The organism is Fictibacillus arsenicus, from assembly GCF_001999465.1.
GTDB lineage: Bacteria > Bacillota > Bacilli > Bacillales > Fictibacillaceae > Fictibacillus > Fictibacillus arsenicus.
In genome coordinates this window covers 365509-391389 of sequence record NZ_MQMF01000002.1, presented here as the reverse complement: position 1 = coordinate 391389, position 25881 = coordinate 365509, and the positions used below count along the sequence as shown (strand labels likewise).

The 25881-nt window shown below is 40.3% G+C and carries 25 protein-coding genes; 22 read left to right on the top strand and 3 right to left on the bottom strand.

What is annotated here, in order from left to right; genetic code table 11:
• Window positions 1-5: 5 nt before the first annotated feature.
• From UN64_RS09055 to UN64_RS20855, 4 genes are all read left to right on the top strand, one after another.
• Window positions 6-458, top strand: coding sequence for a hypothetical protein (locus tag UN64_RS09055; RefSeq protein ID WP_077361891.1), 453 nt, complete (start codon window positions 6-8; stop codon window positions 456-458).
• Between the two features lie 77 nt (window positions 459-535).
• On the top strand, window positions 536-868 hold the full coding sequence (locus tag UN64_RS09050; RefSeq protein WP_077361889.1) for a hypothetical protein: 333 nt from the start codon (window positions 536-538) through the stop codon (window positions 866-868).
• A gap of 131 nt (window positions 869-999) precedes the next feature.
• A complete protein-coding gene (locus tag UN64_RS09045) occupies window positions 1000-1575 on the top strand; it encodes an MEDS domain-containing protein (RefSeq protein ID WP_077361886.1) in 576 nt (191 codons plus the stop codon).
• 77 nt (window positions 1576-1652) lie between these two features.
• Entirely contained in the window at window positions 1653-1796 is a 144-nt protein-coding gene (locus tag UN64_RS20855) for a hypothetical protein (protein WP_171978841.1), read from the top strand.
• A gap of 305 nt (window positions 1797-2101) precedes the next feature.
• On the opposite strand, the gene cspD is transcribed toward UN64_RS20855, so the two are convergent.
• Together cspD and UN64_RS09035 are read right to left on the bottom strand one after the other, a co-directional pair.
• The gene (gene cspD / locus UN64_RS09040) at window positions 2102-2302 is read right to left on the bottom strand and encodes a cold-shock protein CspD (RefSeq protein ID WP_066237152.1); all 201 of its coding nucleotides are present in this window, start codon (window positions 2300-2302) and stop codon (window positions 2102-2104) included.
• A gap of 426 nt (window positions 2303-2728) precedes the next feature.
• Entirely contained in the window at window positions 2729-3019 is a 291-nt protein-coding gene (locus tag UN64_RS09035) for a late competence development ComFB family protein (RefSeq protein WP_077361884.1), read from the bottom strand.
• Between the two features lie 212 nt (window positions 3020-3231).
• On the opposite strand from UN64_RS09035, the gene UN64_RS09030 reads away from it, so the two are divergent.
• From UN64_RS09030 to UN64_RS08945, 18 genes are all read left to right on the top strand, one after another.
• Window positions 3232-3909, top strand: coding sequence for a GntR family transcriptional regulator (locus UN64_RS09030; protein ID WP_077361882.1), 678 nt, complete (start codon window positions 3232-3234; stop codon window positions 3907-3909).
• An 11-nt stretch (window positions 3910-3920) separates the two neighbouring features.
• Complete coding sequence (gene hpaI / locus UN64_RS09025; RefSeq protein WP_077361879.1) at window positions 3921-4844, top strand: 2,4-dihydroxyhept-2-ene-1,7-dioic acid aldolase; 924 nt, start codon at window positions 3921-3923, stop codon at window positions 4842-4844.
• Window positions 4845-5636, top strand: coding sequence for a fumarylacetoacetate hydrolase family protein (locus UN64_RS09020; protein WP_077361877.1), 792 nt, complete (start codon window positions 4845-4847; stop codon window positions 5634-5636).
• Complete coding sequence (gene hpaE, locus UN64_RS09015) at window positions 5620-7134, top strand: 5-carboxymethyl-2-hydroxymuconate semialdehyde dehydrogenase (protein WP_077361875.1); 1515 nt, start codon at window positions 5620-5622, stop codon at window positions 7132-7134. Before UN64_RS09020 ends, hpaE begins: the two co-directional genes overlap by 17 nt.
• A 12-nt stretch (window positions 7135-7146) precedes the next feature.
• Window positions 7147-8622 carry a 4-hydroxyphenylacetate 3-monooxygenase, oxygenase component gene (gene hpaB / locus UN64_RS09010; RefSeq protein ID WP_077361873.1) on the top strand — a complete coding sequence of 492 codons (1476 nt, stop codon included), beginning with the start codon at window positions 7147-7149 and terminating at the stop codon, window positions 8620-8622.
• A gap of 13 nt (window positions 8623-8635) precedes the next feature.
• A complete protein-coding gene (gene hpaD / locus UN64_RS09005; protein ID WP_077361871.1) occupies window positions 8636-9619 on the top strand; it encodes a 3,4-dihydroxyphenylacetate 2,3-dioxygenase in 984 nt (327 codons plus the stop codon).
• A 223-nt stretch (window positions 9620-9842) separates the two neighbouring features.
• A complete protein-coding gene (gene iadA, locus UN64_RS09000; RefSeq protein ID WP_077361869.1) occupies window positions 9843-11015 on the top strand; it encodes a beta-aspartyl-peptidase in 1173 nt (390 codons plus the stop codon).
• A gap of 286 nt (window positions 11016-11301) precedes the next feature.
• Window positions 11302-11757: a pyridoxamine 5'-phosphate oxidase family protein gene (locus UN64_RS08995; protein ID WP_077361867.1), complete on the top strand. Its 456-nt coding sequence runs from the start codon at window positions 11302-11304 to the stop codon at window positions 11755-11757.
• An 84-nt stretch (window positions 11758-11841) separates the two neighbouring features.
• Window positions 11842-12231: a hypothetical protein gene (locus tag UN64_RS08990; protein ID WP_077361865.1), complete on the top strand. Its 390-nt coding sequence runs from the start codon at window positions 11842-11844 to the stop codon at window positions 12229-12231.
• Window positions 12232-12355: 124 nt separating this feature from the next.
• Complete coding sequence (locus tag UN64_RS08985) at window positions 12356-12961, top strand: TVP38/TMEM64 family protein (RefSeq protein ID WP_077361863.1); 606 nt, start codon at window positions 12356-12358, stop codon at window positions 12959-12961.
• A gap of 175 nt (window positions 12962-13136) precedes the next feature.
• Window positions 13137-13886 carry a type I methionyl aminopeptidase gene (map, locus tag UN64_RS08980; RefSeq protein WP_077361861.1) on the top strand — a complete coding sequence of 250 codons (750 nt, stop codon included), beginning with the start codon at window positions 13137-13139 and terminating at the stop codon, window positions 13884-13886.
• A 154-nt stretch (window positions 13887-14040) separates the two neighbouring features.
• Window positions 14041-14442: a DoxX family protein gene (locus tag UN64_RS08975; protein WP_077361859.1), complete on the top strand. Its 402-nt coding sequence runs from the start codon at window positions 14041-14043 to the stop codon at window positions 14440-14442.
• A 171-nt stretch (window positions 14443-14613) separates the two neighbouring features.
• Window positions 14614-15972 (top strand): magnesium transporter, encoded by a 1359-nt coding sequence (gene mgtE / locus UN64_RS08970; RefSeq protein WP_171978840.1) that lies wholly within the window; start codon window positions 14614-14616, stop codon window positions 15970-15972.
• A gap of 326 nt (window positions 15973-16298) precedes the next feature.
• Window positions 16299-18125 (top strand): GAF domain-containing sensor histidine kinase, encoded by a 1827-nt coding sequence (locus UN64_RS08965; protein WP_077361857.1) that lies wholly within the window; start codon window positions 16299-16301, stop codon window positions 18123-18125.
• Window positions 18122-18763, top strand: coding sequence for a response regulator (locus UN64_RS08960; RefSeq protein ID WP_077361855.1), 642 nt, complete (start codon window positions 18122-18124; stop codon window positions 18761-18763). Before UN64_RS08965 ends, UN64_RS08960 begins: the two co-directional genes overlap by 4 nt.
• Before the next feature lie 142 nt (window positions 18764-18905).
• Window positions 18906-20318, top strand: coding sequence for a S8 family serine peptidase (locus tag UN64_RS08955; protein WP_077361853.1), 1413 nt, complete (start codon window positions 18906-18908; stop codon window positions 20316-20318).
• A gap of 207 nt (window positions 20319-20525) precedes the next feature.
• The gene (locus UN64_RS08950) at window positions 20526-23006 is read left to right on the top strand and encodes a S8 family serine peptidase (protein ID WP_245801991.1); all 2481 of its coding nucleotides are present in this window, start codon (window positions 20526-20528) and stop codon (window positions 23004-23006) included.
• 130 nt (window positions 23007-23136) lie between these two features.
• Window positions 23137-23973 (top strand): GNAT family N-acetyltransferase, encoded by an 837-nt coding sequence (locus UN64_RS08945; RefSeq protein WP_077361851.1) that lies wholly within the window; start codon window positions 23137-23139, stop codon window positions 23971-23973.
• Window positions 23974-24275: 302 nt separating this feature from the next.
• Here UN64_RS08945 and UN64_RS08940 read toward each other — a convergent pair whose 3' ends face one another.
• Window positions 24276-25877 carry an MDR family MFS transporter gene (locus UN64_RS08940; protein ID WP_077361849.1) on the bottom strand — a complete coding sequence of 534 codons (1602 nt, stop codon included), beginning with the start codon at window positions 25875-25877 and terminating at the stop codon, window positions 24276-24278.
• Window positions 25878-25881: the final 4 nt, after the last annotated feature.

Genomic DNA, 25881 nt, shown 5'->3' with positions numbered 1-25881 from the left:
GAGTCATGACAACAAAGACATGGTTGAAGAGCTTTATTTTAGCGCTTGCGGTAATATTATCCGCCTGCAGCGGAGAAGCAAAGAATACAGAGAAAAAAGAAGCGACTAAAGAGATATCAGAAAAGGTCAAAGTCACAGATCAAAAAGAAGAACCAGCAGCAGAACCAGCTGCATCCATTGAAGAGGAAGGTACTTACATTGGACAGATCGACAATAATTCTATTGAAGTAGAAGCAGCGGGTGATACGCTTGTCCTACGATTGACTGATGAAGTACGGGATACTGTTGCAAATTTAGAAGATGGATCAAAAGTTTCGATCGTTTATAAGAAAACGAAAATGATCAATGGATTCTCGAAAAGATTACAGCTGCTGAATCTGGAACAGGTGAACCGGCTGCCTCACAAACTCTTAAATATGATGTCAATGGAAACCCGATTGAGAAGGAAGCTGCTCTGACAGAGAGTGAACAAGATTACTACTTTTATAAAATAGATGATTTTGAGTTTACTGCTGAAGAACCGCGAAAAGACGTAATGTTTGCTACAGAGTTCGCAGAAACGTTCGTCAGAATAGAACCTCTCTCAGAAGATGCATCTATCGAAGATCTTAAAAAATGGGCGCACGATGAGCTTGAGGCTGTTGGAGAAGTAAAAGAGGTAAACGGAGTCGAAACGGCAGGTCCGGCATTTGAATCTACTGAACTCTTTATTACAGCGTCAAAAGATTCCTTTAAGAAATTTATCGTTATCCAGAAGCTCGAGAGCGGAGATAAAGTGAAATACACAATCAATCTTCCAAAACATAAAAAAACGGCTGAGTGGGAGCAAGCGATTTGGGCAATGCTTTCTACTTTAAAAACAAAATAAGTGAAATAAAAGCGTTCTTATATGAGCGCTTTTTTTATTTGTCTCAGCCCAGTTAGTAGAGGATTTTTGTAAAAGATAAAGAATTTAAAGAATATACATTGAAAAAATTAAAGAACGGGGAGGGTAAACTCTTGAAAACTAAATTACATGAACTTTTATTAGGTAATAAAAGTGCACATTTGCTCTATGCCTTTAACAGTATGGATAATTACATGAAAACGGTCGTCCGTTATATCCTGGATGGGATTGCAAAAGATCAATCTATTATTCTGATTGAAAATGAGAAGTATTTACCTTTTGTAATGAGAGAGTTGAAGATTCATTTAACTGATAATGAACTAGAGAAAATTCATATCGTAAATAACTTCGATTTTTATTTTTCTACCGGAAGCTATCACCCTCCAGCAATTCTTGGTCATATAGAGAAAATGTACAAGCCTTTATTGGATCAGAACAAGTCCATACGCACCTGGACACATGTAGAATGGAGCACGATAGAGGGACCCCTCGCTATAGTGGAAGAACTTGAAAAGGTAGTCGATAAACTTTCAGCCGACTTAGGCTTGACCATAATGTGTGCGTATGAAGAAGAAGGAATGCCTGAATCACTCAGGTTATCACTGCTTAGGACACACAAATTCATACTGAATGATGATGGAGTGGATTACTCAGATTATTATGACATGGAAAATATAATCGAGATTTAGAATCATTAAAGTAGCATATGGCATATAATATTTGCAAAGGATAAAAAAGTTTCCTTAAGGAAAGATAGGTGAATGCCATGTGGTACAAAGAAAGTTCTTTATTTAAACTGCAGCAATATACACTGATTCTGCATAAGCTCGGTATATTTTCACAGGAAGATAAGGTAGATATACTGGGGAAGATCGAAAACTATAAATCAAAGATTGGGTTTAAAGAGTAGAGGTCCTCATCCGAGGAGCCTCTACTTTTTATTTAAGGTTCTTTTATAGAAGTTTATTGCTTTTAGTTTTTGTCACTTCTCTTCATTGATAAGTTGATTGGAGCGCAAGATGCGAGACTCCTGCGGGATCAGCGGGACAGGTGAGACTCCTAACGGCGCATAGCGCAGAGGAGGCTCACCGCACGCCCCGCGGAAAGCGAGCATTCTGGAGCGGAAATCAACCACTTCCAACAGCACCATAGTTAATGCAAACAGCCAAAGAAAAAAACCGGCAACAATATGCCGGTTTCATATATAAGTTATACTTATTTTTTAGTTACGTTAGCTGCTTGTGGTCCGCGAGCTCCGTCAACGATTTCGAATTCTACTTCTTGACCTTCATCAAGTGATTTGAATCCTTCAGATTGGATAGCTGAAAAGTGTACGAATACGTCGTCTCCACCTTCAACTTCGATGAAACCAAAACCTTTTTCTGCGTTAAACCATTTTACTTTACCTGTTTGCATGTGAATGCCTCCTAGAACGTTTGCACATTTGTGCCGTAATTACCAAACAACTTTCAAACTCTTTTTTAAGATGTAATCCAGTCCAATGGTTGTCACAAATATATCACAAAGTGGTTTGTCTCGCAAGGAACTATTCTGAAAAATAGGAATAAAGAGACACGTGTATTTTCTTAAAAGTTCTTCTCAAATAAAGATTGTTATTTGAGAGGAATTTTGTTCGGTTTTCTCCTTTGAGAAGTTGATAGGAGTGCAAGGTGTGAGACTCCTGCGGGATGAGTGGGACAGGTGAGACTCCTAACAGCGCAGAGCGCTAGGAGGCTCACCGCACACCCCGCGGAAAGCGAGCATCCTGGAACGGAAATCAACCCTTTCAAGACCAGCAAGTTTGCTTAAATAGCTTAATTAGACCAAAGAAAAAACCATCTTCTACTCTTCTGAGAAGGATGGTTTTAAATCATGTGAAGGACGCGTTGCTACGATGCCTGTTGCCTTAACGATCTGGTTAAGAATATTTACCCGTGATTGGTCATCAAAGTTTTGTGCTTTAACGTAAGCATAGCCATCTTCGTTTGATATATACCGGGGAGGCAAGTTGTTGAGTGTAATGGCAAAAACGTCTGCTTTACAAATCTCACATTTGCAAGGAAGCTGAAGTTGTCCCCAATAATTACGTAATGCTTCATCTACTAGTATTTCCATTGCATTTTTCACATTCATGGGTTGTTTACCCCTTTATACACAATCTATATGAATAGAATAGCTTATTCTTACTATATGTGTAAACTTTTAAATCATTTAACATGACCTTTAGACTAGTGAAAATTTTATTATATCCTGAAAACATTACTTTATTACTAAATTGACAATAATATATGATTTTTCTGAAAATATACTTGAAATCATATATGATTTGAGATTAACATAGGATTATGAATACTCTACACAAACCCAATAAACAGCAATATGCTTATCAAGTCATCCGTTCCCGCATCCTAGATGGAAGATATCCGCCAGGTCACAAGCTTGTTATTGATCAGTTGGCAAGGGAGCTTCACACGAGTGCCATTCCTGTTCGTGAGGCGATTCGGCTGCTCGAAGCTGATTCCCTAATATCTTTCAAGCCTTATTCAGGAGCGATTGTTACCCCATTTGATGAAGAAGCATATTTAGAGACGTTGTCTGTACTAGCCGTACTAGAAGGTTTTGCAACCGCAGAATCATCTAGATCCTTTCCTCATGAAAAACTCGACGAACTAAGAGCGTACACCAAGTTAATGGAAGAAGCACTTGATTCATTTGATTTTTCTCTTTTCTCCAACTACAACAAAGAGTTCCACAAACTGACCTACAAATATTGCTCAAACCGATTCTTAAAGGAACAAATTCATTCAACTTGGGAGAGACTTGGTACAGTCCGAAAGAGCGGTATGACAATGAAACCTTCCAGAATGAAACGATCCATTGCTGAACATTACCTGCTTATTGAAATGATTGAAAAAAGAGAAGATCCTGAGAAAATTGAGTCTTTTACCCGTAATCACAAGTTGAACACGCTGAAAGCTTTTCTTGAGGACAAATCCAGTCAGCCAAAACAGATCAATTATTAAGGAGGAAAAAAATGAATATTGAAGAAGTTAAAAAAACACTTCGCGGATCTATCGCGCCGATCATTACCCCGTTTCACGATGATGAGGCACTAGACCTCGATACACTTAAAAGTTTGATAGACTGGCATATTCAGTCAGGGAGTCACGGTATTTCTGTAACCGGAACAACAGGAGAGCCTTCCTCACTTACATTGAAAGAACGCGAACAAGTGATGGAAACAGCTATTAAGGCGGTGAACAAACGAGTACCGATTGTTCCCGGAACAGGCTCAACCAACCACCAAGAATCACTTCACCTTACAAAACTCGCACAAGAAATGGGAGCAGATGCTGCGATGGTTATCGTCCCATACTACAATAAACCTTCACAACATGCTCTTTACAAACATTTTAAGACCATTGCAGATAGTGTGGATATTCCGCTAATCATCTATAACATTCCTGGGAGAACAGCCGTTAATCTTGAAGTGAAGACACTTGCCCGGCTCAACGAAGATTGCCCGAACATTATCGGAGTAAAAGAATCAAATAAAGACTTTGAACACATTAATCGTGTGCTATTACACTGCGGACGTGACTTTTTGCTGTATTCAGGGATCGAACTGCTTTGTTATCCAATGCTTGCAATTGGCGGAGCGGGATACATATCTGCTACAGCAAACGTGCTTCCGTCAAAAGTAGCTGAAGTATATAACGCATGGGAAGCAGGCAACGTGGAAGAAGCAATGAAGCTTCATTACGATCTTATGCCATTGAACGATGTTCTCTTTAAAGACACGAACCCGGCACCTTTAAAAGCTGCACTTGGAATGATGGGTAAAATCAATCCAACTTTAAGAATGCCGATGGACTTGCCGGCAGAATCCTTGCAGAAGGAAATTAGATCTGTACTTGCTGACTATGGATTAGTAGAAAAAATAGGGAGTGAAGCGTAAATGAAACATGCACGAGTGATATATGAGGGAAGAGAACAAAAAGGAACAGTGACCGATGATGTAATTACGTTTTCATCAGGAAAAACGGCAAATATAAAGGACATTGATACATGGCTTCCTCCTTTTCACCCAAATAAGATGATCGGTCTCGCTCTGAACTATGCGGACCACGCAGATGAACTGGGTTTAGAGAAGCCTGCTGAACCCGTTCTGTTTATCAAACCAAATTCATCTCTAGTCGGACATAAAGGGCAAGTGTTCTATCCAGACGGTGCAACTTACATGCATTATGAAAATGAGCTTGCCGTTGTGATCGGTAAAGAAGGAAGAAATATTAAAGCAGAAAATGCGATGGAATTTGTAAGCGGTTACACGATTGCGAATGATGTAACGGTACGTGACTTTGTTAACAACTGGTACCGTCCGCCGGTACGTGCAAAGGGGCACGATACGTTCGGTCCGATGGGTCCATTTTATGTGGATGCAGCGGATATTCCTGATGTAACAAACCTCGAGCTCCGCACATATGTGAACGGTGAACTGAGACAGCAAGGCAACACGAAAGATTTGATGTATTCCATTCCAGAAATCATTGAGTTCGTGTCTTCATTCATGACACTTGAGCCGAACGATGTGATTTGGACTGGGACTCCAAAAGGAATTTCACATGTGCATCCAGGAGATGTTGTAAGGCTTGAAATCGACTATCTTGGAGCATTGGAAAACACGATTGTTGATGGACGTTCAGAAAAGGTGCCAACAGGAGGGAAGGACAATGAAGCCAGAAGTTAACGAGACGATCCGTCATTATATAAACGGACAATTCGTTTCAGGCCACACCGGTGAATTCTTTGTAAACTTGAACCCTTTTACGAATGAAAAGATCAATACAGTCAGTGAAGGAACAAAGGAAGATGTTAATCTAGCTGCCAAAGCCGCAAAAGAAGCTTTCAAGCAAGGGCCATGGGGCAAGATGAAGCAAGAAAAGCGCCTTCAGTACATCTATAAGATTGCTGAATTAATCGATCGCGATGTTGAAGAGATCGCCTTGCTGGAATCCTATGATACAGGTCTGCCGATTGCACAAACAAGAAAGATGGTCGGCCGTGCAGCAGATAACTTCAGATTTTATGCTGAGATGGTAAAAAATCGCATGTCAGGTGAAGCGTATCATGTGGACGACGAGTTCATGAACTACACCATCCAAAAGCCTGTTGGAGTCGCAGGGCTTATCACACCATGGAATGCTCCATTCATGCTTGAAACGTGGAAGATCGCTCCAGCTCTAGCAACGGGGAACACGGTTATTTTAAAACCTGCCGAGTGGTCGCCGCTGACAGCTAACAAACTAGCAGAACTGGTTGATGAAGCAGGATTGCCGCATGGTGTCTTCAACGTTGTTCACGGTTTTGGTGAAAAAGCGGGAGCTTCACTTGTAGCCCATCCTGATGTGCAGCTCATCTCTTTTACAGGAGAGACGAAAACAGGATCAGAAATTATGAAGAACGGAGCGGATTCATTAAAACGCTTCTCGATGGAACTTGGCGGCAAATCTCCTATTATCGTATTTGATGACTGTGACATGGAACGCGCGTTGGATGCTTGCGTATGGGGAATTTTCTCTTTCAACGGTGAAAGATGTACCGCTAACTCCCGCTTGTTTGTACAGGAATCTATTAAAGACGAATTCGTTGCAAAGCTGAAAGAGAGAGTAAACAACATAATCGTAGGTGACCCATCTGATCCAGATACAGAAGTGGGACCGCTTATTCATAATGATCACTATGAAAATGTGAAACGCTATTTGAAAATCGCAGAAGATGAAGGTGCTGAAGTTTACAGCCAGCAGCTCTCTGAATCTCATAAAAAAGGAAACTTCGTAGCCCCTACTCTTCTACTGAATGTGAAGAATGATATGACCGTTGCGCAAGAAGAAATCTTTGGTCCGGTACTATCCGTCATGACCTTTAAAGATGAAGCAGAAGTAATCGAATATGCAAATGACATCAAGTACGGTCTTGCCGGCTATGTCTGGACAAACGATATGAAAAAAGGACTTCGTGTGGCCAACGCTATAGAAGCGGGGATGCTGTGGGTGAATTCACAAAACGTACGTGATCTTCGCATTCCTTTCGGTGGATCCAAAAATTCCGGAATCGGCCGTGAAGGCGGACACTATGCGTTTGAGTTCTACACGGAAATGAAAGTCGTGCATGTTGCACTGGCTGATCATCACATTCAGCAGTTCGGAAAGAAAAAACAATCGCTTCAGACCGAAGCAAAACACTAAGGAGGGATTTCTTTGCCTGCACGCACGGGGGAACAATATATCCAAGGAATTACCAAGGCAAAAAATAACGTTTGGATTCATGGTAAAAAAGTGGATGACGTACCTTCTCATCCTGCGTTTAGAAACATTGTGAGATCCATTGCCAACCTGTATGACCTCCAGCATGAAAAAGCAGACAAGATGTTATATACCTCAGAGAAAACAGGTGATCAGGTAGGACTATCCTTCATCGCGCCAAAAACGGTAGAGGACCTGATCCGCCGCCGCGAGATGATTTCAGAATGGGCAGGATATACAGGCGGAATGATGGGACGCACGCCCGATTACCTGAATACAAGTGTGATGGCGTTCGGTACATCTGGAAGCTTTTTTGCTCAAGATGATCCGATGTTTGCTGAAAACGCCAAAAAGTATTATGAATATTGCAGGGAGAATGACATCAGCTTAACGCATACGCTCATTCACCCGCAAACAAACCGTTCGAAAAAGCAGTCCGAACAAAAAGACCCTTATCTATCAGCGCGTATCGTTGAAAAGAACAAAGATGGAATCGTTGTAAAAGGAGCGAGACTTCTTGCAACACTTGGCGGAGTTACCGATGAAATCGTTGTGTTTCCATCGACGTTAAATAAGGCATCCTCTGAGGATGATCCTTACGCAATGGCATTTGCGATTCCGAACAATACGGAAGGTCTTAAGTTCTTATGCCGAGAGTCCTTCGACCAAGGCAGGAGCCAGTGGGATCACCCGCTTAGTTCACGTTTTGAAGAGAGTGATGCTATCGTTGTTTTTGATAACGTACTAGTTCCTTGGGAGCGAGTATTTGTCAGCGGCAATTCTGACATTTGCAACCGCACTTATGTGGAGACGAACGCGATTGTTCATATGGCACATCAGGTTATTGCGAAGAATACTGTAAAAACAGAATTTGTTCTTGGTGTTATCTTGAATATGATGGAATCCATCGGGATCGATGTGTTCCCGCATGTTAAGGAAAAAGCGTCTGAAGTGATGCTGATCTTAGAGACGATGCGTTCTCATCTATACCGTGCAGAACACAATGCGTCGATTGACAAGTACGGCAATATGACACCTGACTTCGCTCCATTAAACGCAGCGCGTAACTGGTACCCGAAGATGTATCAGCGCATTGTGGAGATCGTGAAAATTCTTGGTGCTTCTGGCTTAATGGGAATCCCTACTAAAGCAGATTTCGATGCTGATGATATCGGCGAACTCGTTCATCGCTATACACAAGGTGCGAATATTGATGGTTATGAGCGTACACAATTATTCCGATTGGCTTGGGATATTTCGATTAGCACGTTCGGCGGACGCCAAGCTCTTTATGAATATTATTTCTTTGGCGACCCGGCGCGTATGTCGAATATTTATTATGACCAGTTCAACAAAGAGCCTTATAAAGCAATGGTAAAGGACTTTTTGAACCGTGTGAAATCCTCAAATCATAATTATACAAGTGTATAAGGAGGTGCAGACGTTGGATTTTAACATTATACGAATCGCGCGAGTGGTCATGAATGTAACTGATCTTAACTCTTCTCGTGATTTTTATGTAAATGCTCTAGGTTTCATTGAAACGGCATCCACCTCAGAATGGATGGCTTTAAGGGGATTAGAAGAACATTGTCATCATAGCCTTCTTTTGAAAAAAGCTGACAAGCCTGGTGTGCATGTCGTGAGTTATAAGGTTTGGGAAGAGGCACATCTCGATGCTTTAGAATCTTTTTTTAAAGGAAAAGGAGCTAAGGTCCTTTGGAAAGAAGCCGATAAGTCAGTTGGAATCGGCAAAACGCTATGTGTGGAAGACCCATCAGGCATTCCGGTAGAGTTTTTTGTGGAGATGGAAGGGGCTGAGCGCTGTATTCAAAAGTATGATTTGTACCGCGGGGCAAGAGTCCAGCGTATCGATCATATTAACTGTATGGTACCTGATGTGGAAGCAGCTGTAGCATTCTATACAGATGAACTCGGATTCAGAGTTTCAGAGTATACTGCAACAGAAGATGATAAGACGTGGGCTGCCTGGCTCCATAGAAAACCAACCGTTCACGATGTAGCGTTCATGAACGGTGAAGGTCCACGTTTGCACCATGTAGGTTTCTGGCTTTCAGATCCGATGAGTCTCATCCACTGCTGTGATGTAATGGCGAGTATGGGCTATGCAGATAATATCGAACGCGGTCCTGGCCGCCACGGATTATCGAATGCCTTTTTCCTATACATTCGTGACCCGGATGGAAACCGGATCGAACTTTACAATGGAGATTACTTAACGAGTGATCCGGACTTTAAACCAGTCAAGTGGGATATTAATGATCCCCGCAGACAGACGTTTTGGGGACATAAAGCGCCCGACAGCTGGTTTAACGAGGCGACTTCATTTTTAGATATGGAAACGGGTGAACCTGTAAAGCAAAAAAGCCCGACTTTGGCACAGCGCAAGCCAGACTTTGTAACTTGATCTATTAAAAAAACGAAAGCTGACTCGTTGTGAGTCAGCTTTTGCTCATCCAGCGAGATTTATGCCCGCCATACGGTTTTTACGAGCAACATATACATTGAGTCCACAAAAATTCGCAGCAGAAGTAAATTTTCCATTTCCCTTTATGAACGGTTTCCTTGATAATAGATTTATTATTAGAAACCATGCATTTTAGATATAGGTAAGAAAAAGGACTGATTTCATGTTTACATTGATTAAAGGCGGCGAGGTATATGCGCCTCATTATCTCGGTAATAAAGATATCCTCTTAGCTGCAGGGAAAATCGCAAAAATCTCAGACCACATCGAATGGCCATCATCTAATATTGATATCCATGTAATCGATGGGGCAGGGAAAATCGTTGCACCAGGATTCATTGATGCTCACGTCCATATTACAGGCGGCGGAGGAGAAGGCGGATACAGAACAAGAACACCTGAAATCTATTTATCCGATGTAACTCTTGCTGGTGTCACGACTATTGTGGGAGTCATTGGTACGGATGGAACGACCCGTACGATGACAAATTTAATCGCAAAAGCAAAGGCACTTAAAGAAGAAGGAATTTCATGTTTTGTGCACACTGGTTCTTATCAAGTACCTGTAAAAACGTTGACCGGAAGTATCGAAACTGACATCATGATGATTGATGAGGTTATCGGAGTTGGAGAGATTGCTATTGCTGACCATCGATCTTCTCAGCCCGATGTTCACGAACTTGCAAGGCTAGCTTCTCAAGCGCGTGTTGCAGGAATGCTGTCAGGGAAAGCTGGTGTAGTTAACATCCACCTCGGTGATTCAAAAAGCATGCTTTCGTTAATTGAAAAGGTAATAGAAACAACGGATCTCCCGGTGTCTCAATTTTATCCGACACATATCAACCGAAATTCTTATGTATTTGAAGCCGGAATCGAATACGCCAAAAAGGGTGGATATGTAGACTTTACGACCAGTACAACAAAACAGTTCATAGAAGAAGGCGAAGTAAAGTGCAGCGCTGGTTTGAAACGAATGCTTGACGCTGAAGTGCCTATTGAACGCATTACATTCACGTCTGATGCACAAGGAAGTTTGCCTGCTTTTAATGAACGAGGTGAATTTACCGGGCTTCGCATCGGTAAAGTGAATTCGCTGTATAAAGAAGTAAGAGATGCCGTCCTTCATGAGGGGATACCGCTTGAAACCGCCTTGCAGACAATTACAAGCAACCCAGCGAGAGTACTTAAGCTTAAAGAAAAAGGAGTCCTCGCTGAGGGCCTTCATGCTGACCTTATTCTTATGAATAAGGAAGATCTAAAAATCGATTCTGTTATAGCACTTGGGCAAGTTATGGTTCAGGACGGAAAAGCAGTTATAAAAGGAACGTTTGAGTAAAGAGGCTGACTCAAAAGTATAAAAACTTTTTAGTCATGCCTCATTTTATTCAAACCTATTTAGATAACGTACATCGTTATAAAATAGTAGATTTTCTAATAAACTCGATTAGATAACTAAATTTTGGAGATTTTATTTATTTTTTATTTTGACAAAAATAAAAAATTAGGGGCTGCCAATAGTAAGTTTACCTTACTTTTGGGACAGCCCCTTTTTCATTTTTCTGTCTGAGAAAAATATGGTAAAATTAACTGCATACATACAAAAAAATTAAGGTGGCGATCACATGGCGAAACAGGAAACACCAACAAAGTTAAGTCCTGAATTGTTTGAACACCTCCAAGGCGAGCAGCTTGTATTACTTGGTACGGTTGACGCAGAATCCAATGCTCCATCCGTGAATGCAATTTCCTGGGTAAAGAGTTTATCAGAAGAGAAAATTCGTTTTACAGTCACAAACAATTCCCGAATCGTTACTAACATTCAAGCCAATCCTAACGTAGTGATGACTGTTGTGGGGCTGGAAACCGTGTATTCGATTAACGGAAAAGCAAATATCCTAGAAAACGCTATGGCGGATGTACCTCTTAAGCTTGCAAAAATTGAAGTGGATATTGAACACGTATTTGAGAGCATGTTCTGGGGTGCTAAAATCGTCCAAGAACCCGTTTATGAAAAAACGTATAACGAAAAGAAAGCGAAAGAGCTAGATGAGCAGGTATACGCTGCTCTTATGAAGTAACTATACAGAGTAATGGGGATCAGCAGAAACCGTCTTACAGCATGTTAAGGCGGTTTTTATTATACCGAAAAGAGGGGGAGTGAAATGACCGCTGCCTGGCGTATACTGCTATTATCCGGATTGATATCTGTCTTTACCGGTATTTTCTTTGTGACGGACTTATTAAAAACGAAATCAGCGGCAGGAATGGGATTATGGGGCTACTTTCTTTTATTTTGGGGTATAGCTGCTGTCATGATCTCGCTTAAACGGCTGCCGTTTTTGGGGTTGATAAAAGTTTTAGCGGGAGCAGGTATTCTGCTTCATGGATCACTTTTTTTATACTGGCTCCTGTTTCCAGAGGGGCTTGGGCAAGAACTTGGTAAGGAAAATTCATTTTATGGAATAACTTCAGGGCTTTCAGCTGTTTTTTGCATTTTAATAATAGGGACAAAGACAAAGAAAAAAATCCGCGAGCATTCAATTTCTAAATAGTGTGCTTTTTTGAATTATGCTAAAATTATAGGAATGAAAGACTCCTTGTTTTTCCTCGATTCAGTTTTAAATGTGTTAACGATGGCAACGATGAGGGTATGAGGAAGAAAAGGGTGAGCGAACGATGGATTGGAAAAATTGGCAGCAATATTTTACAGAAGAAAACATACTTAAGTTACTTGAGCAATACCGTGATCTTGGCTTTTTGCCAGGCATTCTATTACCGATGCTTGAATCATTTATTCCAATCTTGCCATTGTTCCTTTTTGTAGCGGGCAATGCCGCTGCATACGGATTTTGGCTAGGATTTCTTTATTCATGGATCGGAGTTTGTTTAGGCTCAGCCATTGTCTTTTTGCTGGTTCGCAGATACGGCCAAAAACGATTCTTAAACTTCTTAAACAGGCATACTAACACAACTAGGATGCTGAGCTGGGTGGAACGACATGGATTTGGCATGCTTTTCTTGATCTATTGTTTTCCGTTTACGCCTTCAGCATTAGTTAATGTTATTGGAGGACTTTCTCGGATTAATATAAAAACGTTTTTTTTAGCCTTAGCACTCGGTAAACTAGTCATGATCGCAATCGTATCATTCATTGGCTACGACTTTGTCGATGTTTTGAAAAGTCCGCTAAAATTAGGATTAATTGTGTTCGGTATATTTGTCCTATGGCTAGGCGGCAAAGTAGTTGAATCCAGATTAAAACAATCAGAACATCAGGCTTGATTTATAGCCTGGTGTTTTTTACTTATGGGCTCTTCTAAAAGAGTGCAACTTAGAGTGGAAAAAAACCACTTCCAATAGCAACTATGCTAAACATTCCAAATCTTAATTCAGGCAATTTTTCACGCAGAACTTTTCCTCCGAATATAGTTTAAATGAGGAGAAGGGAGAGGGCGGTTTGGTTGAGATTAAATCAGATAAACAAATAGAAAAAATGAAACTTGCGGGAACGATCCTTGCTGAATGTCACAAAGCTTTAAGTAAAATGATCTTGCCGGGTATCACAACGACAGAAATTGATCAATTTGTGGAGCGCTTTCTTCACGAGAGAGGTGCGAAACCTGAGCAAAAAGGGTATATGGGCTATCCTTTTGCAACGTGTTCATCTGTAAACAACGAGGTCTGCCATGGTCTTCCTAATCGGAAACCATTAAAAAATGGTGATATTCTTACAGTCGATTTTGTTGTGAATCTTGATGGCTGGCTTGCTGACTCAGCATGGTCATATGGAGTTGGGAAAATAGCACCAGAATCTCAACGGTTATTGAATGCCACTAAAAAAGCATTGTATAAAGGGATTGAACATGCGCAGCCCGGTAACCGGATAGGAGATATTGGGTACGCTATTGAAACTTATGCTAACAAAAAAGGCTATTCAATTGTGAGAGAGTTCATCGGTCATGGTATTGGACGGAAAATACATGAGGAACCACAAGTACATCATGTTGGCGAACGAAATTCAGGCATTAAATTAAAAGAAGGTATGGTCATAACGATCGAGCCCATTTTTAATCAAGGGCTGCCTTTTATAACGATGGGTTCAGACGGATGGACGGCATTGACGTTCGATGGAAGCTTGTCTGCCCAATACGAACATACTGTTGCCATCACAAGAAATGGACCGATTATTTTAACGGAACAAGCTTAAAAATGTATTTGCCGCATATTCTTTATAAAAGGAATGCGGTATTTTTTTTAATTTGCAATTATTTTTTTAAAGTTACTTGACATAGACAAGTTACATATCGTAATATACTAACATAAAGTAAGTAAAATAAACTTAAGAAAGAGGGAATTATATTATGCTATCTTTAGGATTACTCATTATTCGTCTAGTTGTGGGTCTGGCTCTTGCAGCACATGGAGCGCAAAAATTGTTTGGCTGGTTTGGAGGCTATGGTTTAAAAGGAACAGGAGGCTGGCTAGAATCTATTGGAATTAAACCCGGCTATACGATGGCACTAATTGCAGGTCTTGCCGAATTTGGCGGGGGATTGCTTTTTGCAGCAGGACTCTTCACAGAAGTAGGAGCGATATTAATTGCAGCTACCATGTTAGTAGCCATCCTTAAAGTTCATTTGCAGAACGGTTTTTGGGTGACTGCTAACGGATACGAATTTAATCTAGTCCTTATAGCAGTAGTGGTAGGAGTGGCGTTAACAGGCGCAGGTACTTATTCACTGGATTATTTATGGATGAAGTAGGGAAATAGAATAAAACTAGAGAGGAAACCATCTATTTTAGGTGGTTTTTTCTTTATGAAAAACGATATGCTATGAATAAGGTTAAAACATATTGGTACATCATTTCTTTCATAGTCACACATGAAAAAATCACTTATAATGAATGAGTATTTTATAAGGAGGTGACGTTCCTTGTTTAAAGAGATGTCAGAGAACCAGATTTTATTGTATATTATTAAAAACCTGAAAGAGCTTAGAAAAAAAGAATTTCAGCTGCTTATTGATGAACTTCATCCTTATGACATTGCTAATGTATATAAGAACTTGCCTGAAAAGCATAGACATAAGTTTGTAACGTTTTTGACAACCAGACAGATTGCATCACTTATTCAAGAATTAGACAGTGACCTGCAGATGGAGATTCTGCACAAATTAGGCATCGAACGGTCATCTCATATCATGAATTTAATGGAAAATGATGACCTTGCTGACTTGCTTGGTAATTTGGATGTAAATGAAATTCAGGATTTCTTATCTTCAATGAAAGCGGATGAATCAAAAAGTGTACAGAGCTTGATGCAATATGACTCTGACACTGCCGGTGGAATTATGACCAACCGCTTCGTCTGGATTCCGAAAGTATATACGGTTCGGGATGCGGTCGAAAAACTAAAAACGTTCGCTGGTTTTGCTGAAAACATCTATTATCTCTATGTTATTGATGAAGAAAAAAAGCTGGTAGGGGTTGTTTCGTACAGAGATTTGCTGCTGGCTGAAATGGATGAAAAGATTGAAGAGATCATGTATAGCAGGGTCATTGCTGTACCTGCGGAAACGGATCAGGAAGAAGTAGCAAGAACGATTGAGCGATATGACTTTATCGCAGTTCCGGTAATTGATGAACAGGAGCGGCTGATTGGGATTGTAACCGTCGATGATGTTCTTGATGTCTTAATTGAAGAAGCAAATGAAGACATCGAAAAGCTATCAGCAACCGGTAAATCAATTGACTTTCAGACAAGCGCGATTGTAGCATCATATCGCCGTCTTCCTTGGCTGATCCTGCTCCTCTTTATTGGCATCTTATCAGGAAGCATCATCAGTACATTTGAAGGCACCATTGAAAAAGCGGTTGCCTTGACCTATTTTATGCCGATGATTGCTGGGATGACGGGGAACACAGGTACACAGTCACTTGCCGTTGTTGTCCGCGGATTAGTATCGCATGATATTGACCGGGCAACGATCACAAAGCTGATCATGCGTGAGTTTGGTGTAGGCTTTATTATCGGAATCACTTGCGGGATCTTAATTGCGATTGTCGCTTTCTTATGGAAAGGCAACATCATTTTAGGTCTGGTGGTAGGAAGCTCTCTATTTTTCACATTAATTATTGGGACGCTTGCTGGTACACTGATTCCCTTACTGCTATATCGCTTTAAGGTGGATCCAGCTGTTGCATCGGGACCTCTGATTACTACGCTGAATGATATTTTCTCGTTATTTGTTTATTTTGGAACAGCAACTATGTTTTTATCTCATCTCTTATAAAATGCTCTTTAGCATCCTTGAACGGAAATCAGCAACTTTTAAAGGCAGCATAAACATCGAAAATAGTCTTTATAAACGGTGTAGTTATTTGGTACTATGTGAATTTACGTCTTTCGTTCAATAGAAACCCTTTAAATGAAGTGCGATAATATGTAAAAACATTTTGGTTTTTCCGGAATTGGTCAGCGACGGATGTCATTCGACTAATTTCGGTTTTTTTACGCTCTATTTATAGTGGCACATTCCCCAAATTTTGGAGGAGAATGTATGCTAAATAGCTATGTTATAATAAAATAACTGAATTTTTATAAAAATGAGGTGGAAAAATGGGCTTGAATCGGGAGGCAACTGCGAGCAAGTTTGTGTCTACCATAATCCTAATAGGAATGATTATTTGGGTTTATAGCGCATTATCTATTACAAAATTTCCAGAATTGCTTATTTTTTTCACATTATTATTGTTTCTGTTTATCACTGAATTTTATCCCATTCCAATCTGGAAAGGACTTAGTGCACTTAGTTTTCCTTTGCTTTATACAATAGAAATTCTTTATGGTTGGGGAATTGCAATATTTGTGTTTGGGGGAATGGCAGGGCTTGTACAAATTTTAAACCATCGGCCGCTTCGAATCATTCTTTTTAATCCATCTCAGCTTCTGATCAGCTTTTTTGCTGCAGTTCATCTGACAGACCTCATCATGACACTATTCGAACCGGGAATGAGTGCGATATGGTATGCAGAGATAAGGATGATACTGGTTGTTATTTTATATTATGTTTTCAATAATATAATAGTAGATGCAGTTTTACTTATACGTCCGCAACTATACTCGTTTAAGATATGGAAAATAAAAACGATTTCAGAGCTGGCAGTAACACTCTTTTCCATTTTGTATATCACGTTGATGTTTATGTTAGGAAGCCAAAACCGTGGTGTGGTAGATGTGTTTTCTTATATCTTCTTCTTTTCTCCACTTGTGGCGATCGCTCTCATTTCTTCTTTTATTGCGAAATTACACCAAGAGCAGAACCGACTAAAAGCTTTATACCAAATTAGTACAACCTTTAATGCACAGCTTCCATCAAAAAATTGGCTCGAGCAGGTAGAACTACCTTTTTTAGAGTTTTTAGGGACAGATGCCGTTTTATTATTTCTAAACGATGGACGTTCATGGAGAATCGCATATGAAAACGGTGGGTACTCTTTTGTAAAAGATATTTCTGCGGATTTCATTGAACAACTTGAATCCGATCCAGTCATGCACTTATTTAATAAAAAAAATGAAGTTGATTCCTGGGCATTTTCTTATTTTAATAACGCTATTAAATCAGTGATGCTTGCTCCATTTATGGCAGAAGATGAAGTTATAGGCGTATTGATTACAGGAAGAACAAGGGCACATTCCTTTTCTGCAGTGGAGACCCAATCAATGGCGACCCTTGTAAATCAGCTTGCTGTTGCATGGAAAACGAAGCTCCTTCTATCAGAACGAGAAAAAAGGGTACTATTGGAAGAACGAAACCGCATAGCACGTGAAATTCATGACGGTATTGCACAGACTCTTGCGGGATCAGTCATGCAGCTTGAGACAGCACAACGTATTTTTTCTGTTAAACCAGAGAAGGCAAAACAATTGGTAGCCTTTAGTACAGAAAAATTAAGAGGCAGCTTAAAGGAATTAAGGGAATCCATTTATGCATTGCGCCCCTATCCAACTGAGCGTATAGGTCTTCATCATGCGATCAAATCAAAAGTAAAGTCCATTGAAAAAGATGGACACAATATTCAAATTCGTTTTCAGGAGAGAGGAACTCGAAGAATTCTCAGCACAATGGTGGAAAAAGTCATTTTCGACGTATTTCAGGAAAGCCTTCAGAACGTTTTAAAACATGCTGAGGCAACAAAAGTGGATATTCTTTTAAGCTATTCAAATGATCAGGTCTTTTTTAGAATCAAAGATGATGGGAAAGGTTTTTCTCTATATGAATCTATGATTAAAGCCCAGCAAGAACCGCATTACGGGATTTTAAACATGAATGAACAGTCTGACAGCCTGGGTGCATCGCTTCACATTGATTCAGCTAAAGGGAAAGGAACGGAAATAAAGCTTCAAATACCCCAAATAGAATCTAAGGAGGCAAATATAACATGATTACAATATTGCTTGTGGATGACCATGCTATTTTAAGAGACGGATTGAAGAATATACTGTCATTTGAAGATGACATGAAAGTTGTTGGAGAAGCGATTTCAGGAGAAGAAGCAATAAAACTCGCTGAGGAATTAGCGCCAGATGTTATCATCATGGATATTAATCTTCCAGGTATTAACGGGGTAGAGACAACAGCGATTATTAAATCGAAAAATCCCAATGCCCGCATCCTTGTTCTAACGATGTACACACACGATGAATATTTGCTATCTGCACTAAAAGCAGGTGCAGATGGATATTTATTAAAAGATGCACCATCAGAGCATGTCGTTGATGCCATTAATACCGTGTTCCGTGGAGAGTCTATGATTACTCCGAGGATGACGAAGAAACTGGTTAATATTCATCTACAGCAAACTCAATTTAAAAAAGACGAGTCGAACCTCACAGACCGTGAACAGGAAGTACTAATTGGACTCGTTGAAGGACTGAGCAATAAAGAGATTGCTGAGAAATTATTTATCAGTGACAAAACTGTAAAAATACATGTCAGTAAGATTTTTAAAAAATTAGAAGTAAAGAGCAGATCACAGGCCGTTATTTATGCGGTCCAAAATCAGCTTGTACCTATGAGATGATTGGAAAGACACTCTATGGAGTGTTTTTTTTTTAATACAAAAGCACTATAAAAATAAAACTTATCGTGAATAGAAATGCTTCAGAACAGCTGAGATAATAACAGAAACTGTTAGAAAATTCTATTAATAGGAGTGTGAACCCATGAATTTTAAGAGAATAATAACTTCTGTCATTATTGCAGCAAGCTTAATTTTGCCTTCTGTATTGCCAACACATGCTGAACCGATTCATCGTTCTCCTGCATTAGACAAAAGACTTTTACAAAGATTAACGACGGATACAGCTGTTGAAGCGATTGTCACTTTTGATAAAGAAATGAGCCAAACGGAGATTAAAACCTCATTAAAAGAAGCAGGTGTTCAAAATGGAATCATTATGAATGCTTTGCCGATTGCTGGTGTAGTGATTTCTGTAACGCAATTAGAAATATTGAAAGATAATTCGAAAGTACTTTCCGTTTATTATAACGCGCCTTTAACGTATGATAATGAAGATTCTACTGATTTAACTGGTGTTGACCGAGTTAGAGAAGATGCTGATTTTCAGAAAAAAAATGGCGGGCTTCCTGTATCCGGTAAAGGAGTAGGAGTCGTTATTAATGATAGCGGTGTTGACGGATCTCATAAAGATCACGAATTCGGAAAAAATTTAGTTCAGAATGTTGCCGGACAAGTTAACCTGCATGCGTTACATGAGATTTTACCTGTTCAGTATGTTGAAAATGTCCCTGCAACAGATAACAACTCTGGTCATGGAACGCATGTTGCAGGTATCGTTGGCGGAACTGGCGTAATGTCTGGCGGGAAATATGAAGGAGTAGCACCGGGCGCAGATTTAATCGGATATGGGAGCGGTGCAGGTCTAGCTATTTTAGACACAATCGGTGCATTTGATTATGCTCTAACACATCAAGCACAATATGGTATACGCGTAATTACAAATTCATGGGGTGATACTGGAGACATGGGGACACCATTTGATCCTGAACACCCAGTAAATATAGCTACTAAAATGTTGTATGACCGAAATATTGTTACTGTGTTCTCTGCAGGTAATTCAGGTCCAGGGGAAAATACAATAACCGGAAATTATAAAAAAGCACCATGGGTTATTACCGTAGCTGCAGGTGTAAAAGATGGCACATTAGCTGATTTTTCATCAAGAGGAACTCGAGATGTTGGTGGTTCTACAATCGTTGATGGAATGGAATTTTTATGGCGTGACCAACCGACGATTACCGCACCTGGAAAAGATATTGTTTCAACACGTGTTGCGTCTCCTGTAGGATTTCTCGGAACACCACAAGATATTCAAACAATCGATCCAGCTCATTTGCCTTATTACACAACACTAAGCGGAACTTCTATGGCTGCACCGCATGCTGCTGGGGTTGTGGCACTAATGCTGGATGCAAATCCTCTATTAACACCAAGTGATGTTAAACAAATTCTAGTAAACTCAGCAACTTCTATGAATAGTTATGAATCATGGGAAACGGGAGCCGGTTATATAAACGCTTACGACGCTGTCACGGCTTCCTTTCTAGCAAAATAAAATGAAGAGCTAGATCAGTTACTTATGCTGGTTTAGCTTTTTTGGCTTAATGTAATATAGCTGCCTATCATAGTTAACTCTTTTGTACTATATGCAAATAGTTCCAGTTTTATAGAGTTTTACAACCGATGGTGAATAGTTTTCAAATTTTACTTTTGAGATAATTTGACTAAGCGGAAAATTCAGAAAACGAAAGGAGAATTCACTTTGAGAAAAAGTATTAAAGTATTGTTTGCCTTACTTATGGTATTATCGCTTGCTCTGCCTATTAATCAACCTGGGAGGGCATCTGCACAAACGCATTCTGCGGTTATTGGAAAGTCACTTCAGAATAAATTAATTTCAGGTATAAACTCATTGGAGGTAATCGTAACGTTCCATGGGACAGGTGCACCAAAACTAGAACAGCTCGCATTATTAAAAGGAGTGGGCATTAGTAATGCGGTTACCCTAAAAACACTTCCTATGGCTGGGGTAAAAGCAAATCCAGATCAGATTCAGCAACTTGCTAAATCAAGCCAAGTTCGTTCATTGTTTTTAAATGAAAAATTAAGCTACTTTAATGCTGATGCAACTGCACTTACAGGCGTTGATAAGGTAAGAACAGACAGCTCTATGACGAAAAAAAATGGCGGTCTTCCTTTTACAGGAAAAGGTATTGGGGTTGTCGTAAATGATAGTGGTGTAGACGGTACACACAAAGACCATGAATTAGGCAAGAATTTGGTGCAAAATGTAATGGCTTCAGCAAACCTTCACTCCATCTCTGGTGTATTGCCAATCAGCTATCAAGAAAACGTCCCGAACACAGATACGAATTCAGGACATGGCACACATGTTGCCGGAACAGTTGGTGGTACTGGGGCTATGTCTGGAGGAAGATATGAAGGAGCAGCACCAGGAGCTGACTTAATTGGATATGGTTCTGGGGCAGCACTGTTCGTTTTGGATGGTATTGGTGGATTTGATTATGCGATCTCACACCAGGCGAAATATAATATACGTGTCATTACGAATTCCTGGGGGTCCTCAGGTGATTTTGAACCTGAGCATCCAATCAATATTGCTAGTAAATCCGCATATGACCGTGGTATTACCGTATTGTTCGCAGCAGGAAATTCTGGTCCTGGTGAAAATACTCACAATCCTTATTCAAAAGCACCTTGGGTTATTTCCGTAGCGGCAGGTGAGAAATCAGGAAAGCTTGCAGACTTTTCCTCTCGAGGAACAAAAAATACTGGCGGAACATTTGAAATGGATGGGAAAACATGGACTTGGAAAGACGAACCATCGATAACTGCTCCTGGAGTGGATATTGTTTCAACACGTGTTATTGCTCCAGTTTCCTCATTAGGTGCCGCAGAGGATGCAGAAGGAATTGAGCCTGCTTATGTTCCTTATTACACAACGATGAGCGGAACATCCATGGCAACACCTCATGTAGCAGGTATTACAGCGCTGCTGCTTGAAGCTGATCCAACCCTCTCTCCTCAAGAAATCAAAGCCATTCTTCAGCAAACGGCAACAAACATACCGGGTATGGAACCTTGGGAAGTTGGCGCAGGATATGTAAATGCATATGCAGCGATGGATGCAATCGTACATTCTGGTCAATATGGACAAACCGTTAATGCTGCGAGAACATTTAACAGCAATATTGAGATGTCATCTTCTAAGGAAAAATTCGCCTTAACGTATGACCCTTCAAAGTTAACGTCAACGAACCAGCATAGCTTTACGGTTAAAGAAAACTTAACAACGCTCGTTGCACAAATTCATGCAAATGGAATTGACGAAGAGACAGGGAATCCGATCAATCTTGTTTTAATTGATCCTGCAGGCAATGAGTTCAGTTCAGGCATTTCATTATTGTTCCCGTTAGAAGCGGATAGGACTGTTGTTGTAGATGCACCGAAAGCAGGAGAGTGGAAGCTTGAAATACGCGGTCTGCGGGGCGCGCAAGAAAACCCTACAGGTGGAGCTGGACTGCCGGAAGAAGTTGATGGAACCATAACGTATAAAACAGCAGGCGGATATACAGGTCTGTCCGATATTAACGGACATCCAGCAGCAAATGCGATCCAAACAGCAGTAAGTGAACGTCTCGTAGATGGGTATGCCGATGGAACATTTAAACCTGACCAGATGTTAACTCGGTCTGAACTTGCTAAATTTTTAGTGGCAGGTACGGAAATTCGTCAAAGCATTGATTCTAAGACAAATGACTATACAGATGTAACAGCTTCTGACGCGCCTTTTATCAACGCAGCAACTGCTCGTGGCGGTGCATTTAGAGATGCTAACCAAACTACAAAAGGAGTTATTTTGCCTAAAACTGCTACTGAGTTTGCTCCAAACGGCTCAGTAAACCGGGCAGAAATAGCTTATTCTCTTGTTCAAGCGCTCGGTTTAGAAAAACAGGCAGGGGAAGTTCAAACAGAAACATTGTCTGTACAATATGGAGAAGCACGTATTCCGCTTGATGATGCGGACAATATTCCTCAAGAGTTAAAAGGATACGTACAGCTCGCATTAGATTTAAACATGCTGAATGCATATTTCTCCGTGGAACAAGGACCTTACGATTTAGAACCTGTTGTACATGCAATATTCAAACCGGCGAAAGCAGTTTCCCGAGGCGATTATGCGGTTGCAGCAGTTCGCTATCATCACGCTTTCTTAAAATAAACGATTTGGTGATCGTTCGAATCCTGCAGGTTCTGCTGCAGGATTTTTTTGTTTTTGATAAGAATAAAATTGTTGCATTTTTCCATATTGGAGCTAAAATTAATAGGAATATAGGAGAGGGGACAGGAAAATGATTGTTAAAGCAGATCAGACAATGCATGAGAAAGTGATGAATTATTTGAGTGATGAACCTGCTCTTAATCTATTTATCATTGCGGATATTGAGAATTTTGGCTATGAAACTGATTTTCAGGAAATTTGGATAGAGCTGGATGATGAAGAACAAATACAAGGGATTCTTCTGCGCTATATGGGGAACTATTTGCCATATGCTAAAGGAACCATTAACGCAAAGGATTTTTCAAAGATCATAAACAAAGACACCAAATATGAAATGCTCTCTGGAAAAAAGGAGATTACTGAACAGTTCCGTCCGTATGTTAAGTTTGAACGAACAAAAGAAACGTATTTTGCTGAACTTAAAGATAATAGCTTGTTAAATAAAAACAGCAGCCGAGAGGGAATTCAGCAAGCTGGCCTTCAAGATGTGGATTCTTTAATAGAACTGAAACTGCAGATAAAAGAATTCACGATTAGAGCGACTGCAAGACAAAGTTTGGAGCAGGCTCTGAAAACAAAAACTGGACGTACTTATTTTATGAAAGAAGGTAAAATTGTCGTGTCATGCGCCTCAACAACTGCAGAAAATTCATTATCCGCTATGATCGTTGGTGTATGTTCACATCCCGAAAAAAGAAACCAAGGTCTTGCAACCCAATGCATGGAGGCACTTTGTCACGATGTTCTTTCACAAGGAAAAGCACTTTGCCTTTTCTACGATAATCCAAAAGCAGGTTCCATTTATAAAAGACTTGGATTTAAAGATATTGGCATGTGGAGTATGAATTTCCCTGTTCATATGACTGTTTCTGAAAACAACATAACAAAAGAACCACTGATAAAATAAGACAGCTTTTTAGCTGTCCCACTAATCCTAGCGGCAATCTTCTGGCTTCTTTGATTTTAAAGCTGCTCATTCTTCGTGAAGTGTACAAATGGATCTGTGACCGAACAAAAATCATGGCTAACCGTACAAAAAAGTGGGACAACCGAACAATTTCTCTTCTTAACCAAACAAAGTATATTTTGCACGAAAGAATGTCCACCTGAAAAAGACGCATCATGCGGAAGTGACAAGAGTATCCTTAATGCACTTTGCGAACACCATCTTTAGAAATGAAAAAGACGGCAAATTCCTGCGTCTTTTCTTTATGCGGATTGATCTTTTAATTCTTCTTTGCTTTCGTTTGATGTTCTTAGCGGTATTTCTTTTAAGAAGAAGAACGTAAGCAGCAGGGCAGTTCCGATCACGAGTGCTCCTGTCAGGAAGACGCCATTTAACGCATAGCTTAACGATTCTCGCAGGATCTCCATGACTTGTTTTAAAAAAACAACAGATTCTGGAGGCAAGCTGCTGAACTTTGCCATCACAGCTTCTTGATTCAACAGTACTTGAGGATTCGCCAGTTCCTTAATTTGTTCATTCATCTGAAAAGTAACATTTGGAGTGGAAGCGATCAATTTTTGGGAATTTTCGCTGAAGTGATCAGCCAGTGTGTTGTTCATTACACTTCCCATGATTGAAACACCGATTGTTCCTCCTAACTGACGGAACAACTGTACAGAGGAAGTGGAAACCCCTAAATATTTATGTTCAACTGCATTTTGAACCGTTAACGTAAAGATAGGGAACGTGATTCCAAGACCTGTTCCAACTAGAATCATATTTAGAGTAGCTGTCATATTCGTAGTTTCCGTGTCCATGAAATGCATACTCGTCATTCCGCTTGCCATGATGAATAATCCCAGCATGGCAAGTTTTTTATATTTGCCGGTCTTTGTAACAATCTGGCCGCTGATCGTACTTCCGGCAACCATCGCAAGTGTCAGGGGCATCATAACAAACCCTGATTTTGTAGCTGACGTGCCCATTACGCCTTGGATAAAGAACGGCATATACATAATTGACCCAAACATTCCTGCACCTAAGAATAATCCGATAATGTTTGAGATAGTAAAAACTTTATTTTTAAACATTTCAAGCGGAAGAACAGGACTCTTGACACGTTTTTCTGTACGGATAAACAAAATGAATGCAACGATTGTTACCCCAAAAAGTCCTATGATCTCAGGTGATAGCCATTCATATTGATTTCCGGCCCATGTGAACGAAAGCAGCAGTGGAACTACTGTTATCGTTAAAAGCAGCGACCCGGTATAATCAATAGATTCCTTTTCTTTTCTTTGTACTGATGGAAAAAGAAAATAAATAGCTGCAAAAGCTACTAACCCGAACGGAAGAAAGATCCAGAAAACCCAATGCCAATGGAAATGATCAACGATATAGCCGCCAAGGGTTGGTCCGAAAACGCTTGCCAATCCGAAAACACTGCTCATGATCCCTTGCCATTTTCCGCGCTCACGTGGAGGGAAAAGGTCGCCTACAGCTGTAAAAGCTGTTGACATGATCATCCCTCCGCCAAATCCTTGAATACCGCGGTATAGGATTAGTTCAAGGATGCTGTCTGAAACACCACAAAGCAGTGAACCGACAGTGAATACTCCAATACCTATAAGTATAAAAGGCTTGCGGCCGTATATATCAGAGAGTTTTCCTACAAGTATAGCTGTAATGCTGGATGTTAACATGAAAATGGTAAACACCCAGCTATAATATTCAACGCCGCCAAGATCTGCGATTATTCTTGGCAGTGAAGTCCCTACGATCGTCTGATTTAGAGCTGCAAAAAGCATGGCAGCCATAATAGAAATCATGATTATGATTTTTCGCCGGAGTTCGAGATGTTCCATAATC

Excerpts from the sequence above, each read along its gene's own strand:
- UN64_RS09030 (WP_077361882.1), top strand. The coding sequence starts at position 3,232 with ATGAATACTCTACACAAACCCAATAAACAGCAATATGCTTATCAAGTC.
- UN64_RS08995 (WP_077361867.1), top strand. The coding sequence starts at position 11,302 with ATGGCGAAACAGGAAACACCAACAAAGTTAAGTCCTGAATTGTTTGAA.
- UN64_RS09055 (WP_077361891.1), top strand. The coding sequence starts at position 6 with ATGACAACAAAGACATGGTTGAAGAGCTTTATTTTAGCGCTTGCGGTA.
- UN64_RS08990 (WP_077361865.1), top strand. The coding sequence starts at position 11,842 with ATGACCGCTGCCTGGCGTATACTGCTATTATCCGGATTGATATCTGTC.
- UN64_RS08955 (WP_077361853.1), top strand. The coding sequence starts at position 18,906 with ATGAATTTTAAGAGAATAATAACTTCTGTCATTATTGCAGCAAGCTTA.
- iadA (WP_077361869.1), top strand. The coding sequence starts at position 9,843 with ATGTTTACATTGATTAAAGGCGGCGAGGTATATGCGCCTCATTATCTC.
- UN64_RS20855 (WP_171978841.1), top strand. The coding sequence starts at position 1,653 with ATGTGGTACAAAGAAAGTTCTTTATTTAAACTGCAGCAATATACACTG.
- UN64_RS09050 (WP_077361889.1), top strand. The coding sequence starts at position 536 with ATGTTTGCTACAGAGTTCGCAGAAACGTTCGTCAGAATAGAACCTCTC.
- UN64_RS09020 (WP_077361877.1), top strand. The coding sequence starts at position 4,845 with ATGAAACATGCACGAGTGATATATGAGGGAAGAGAACAAAAAGGAACA.
- UN64_RS08975 (WP_077361859.1), top strand. The coding sequence starts at position 14,041 with ATGCTATCTTTAGGATTACTCATTATTCGTCTAGTTGTGGGTCTGGCT.
- UN64_RS08960 (WP_077361855.1), top strand. The coding sequence starts at position 18,122 with ATGATTACAATATTGCTTGTGGATGACCATGCTATTTTAAGAGACGGA.
- UN64_RS08945 (WP_077361851.1), top strand. The coding sequence starts at position 23,137 with ATGATTGTTAAAGCAGATCAGACAATGCATGAGAAAGTGATGAATTAT.
- hpaE (WP_077361875.1), top strand. The coding sequence starts at position 5,620 with ATGAAGCCAGAAGTTAACGAGACGATCCGTCATTATATAAACGGACAA.
- hpaI (WP_077361879.1), top strand. The coding sequence starts at position 3,921 with ATGAATATTGAAGAAGTTAAAAAAACACTTCGCGGATCTATCGCGCCG.
- UN64_RS09035 (WP_077361884.1), bottom strand. The coding sequence starts at position 3,019 with ATGAATGTGAAAAATGCAATGGAAATACTAGTAGATGAAGCATTACGT.
- UN64_RS08940 (WP_077361849.1), bottom strand. The coding sequence starts at position 25,877 with ATGGAACATCTCGAACTCCGGCGAAAAATCATAATCATGATTTCTATT.
- UN64_RS08985 (WP_077361863.1), top strand. The coding sequence starts at position 12,356 with ATGGATTGGAAAAATTGGCAGCAATATTTTACAGAAGAAAACATACTT.
- cspD (WP_066237152.1), bottom strand. The coding sequence starts at position 2,302 with ATGCAAACAGGTAAAGTAAAATGGTTTAACGCAGAAAAAGGTTTTGGT.
- UN64_RS08965 (WP_077361857.1), top strand. The coding sequence starts at position 16,299 with ATGGGCTTGAATCGGGAGGCAACTGCGAGCAAGTTTGTGTCTACCATA.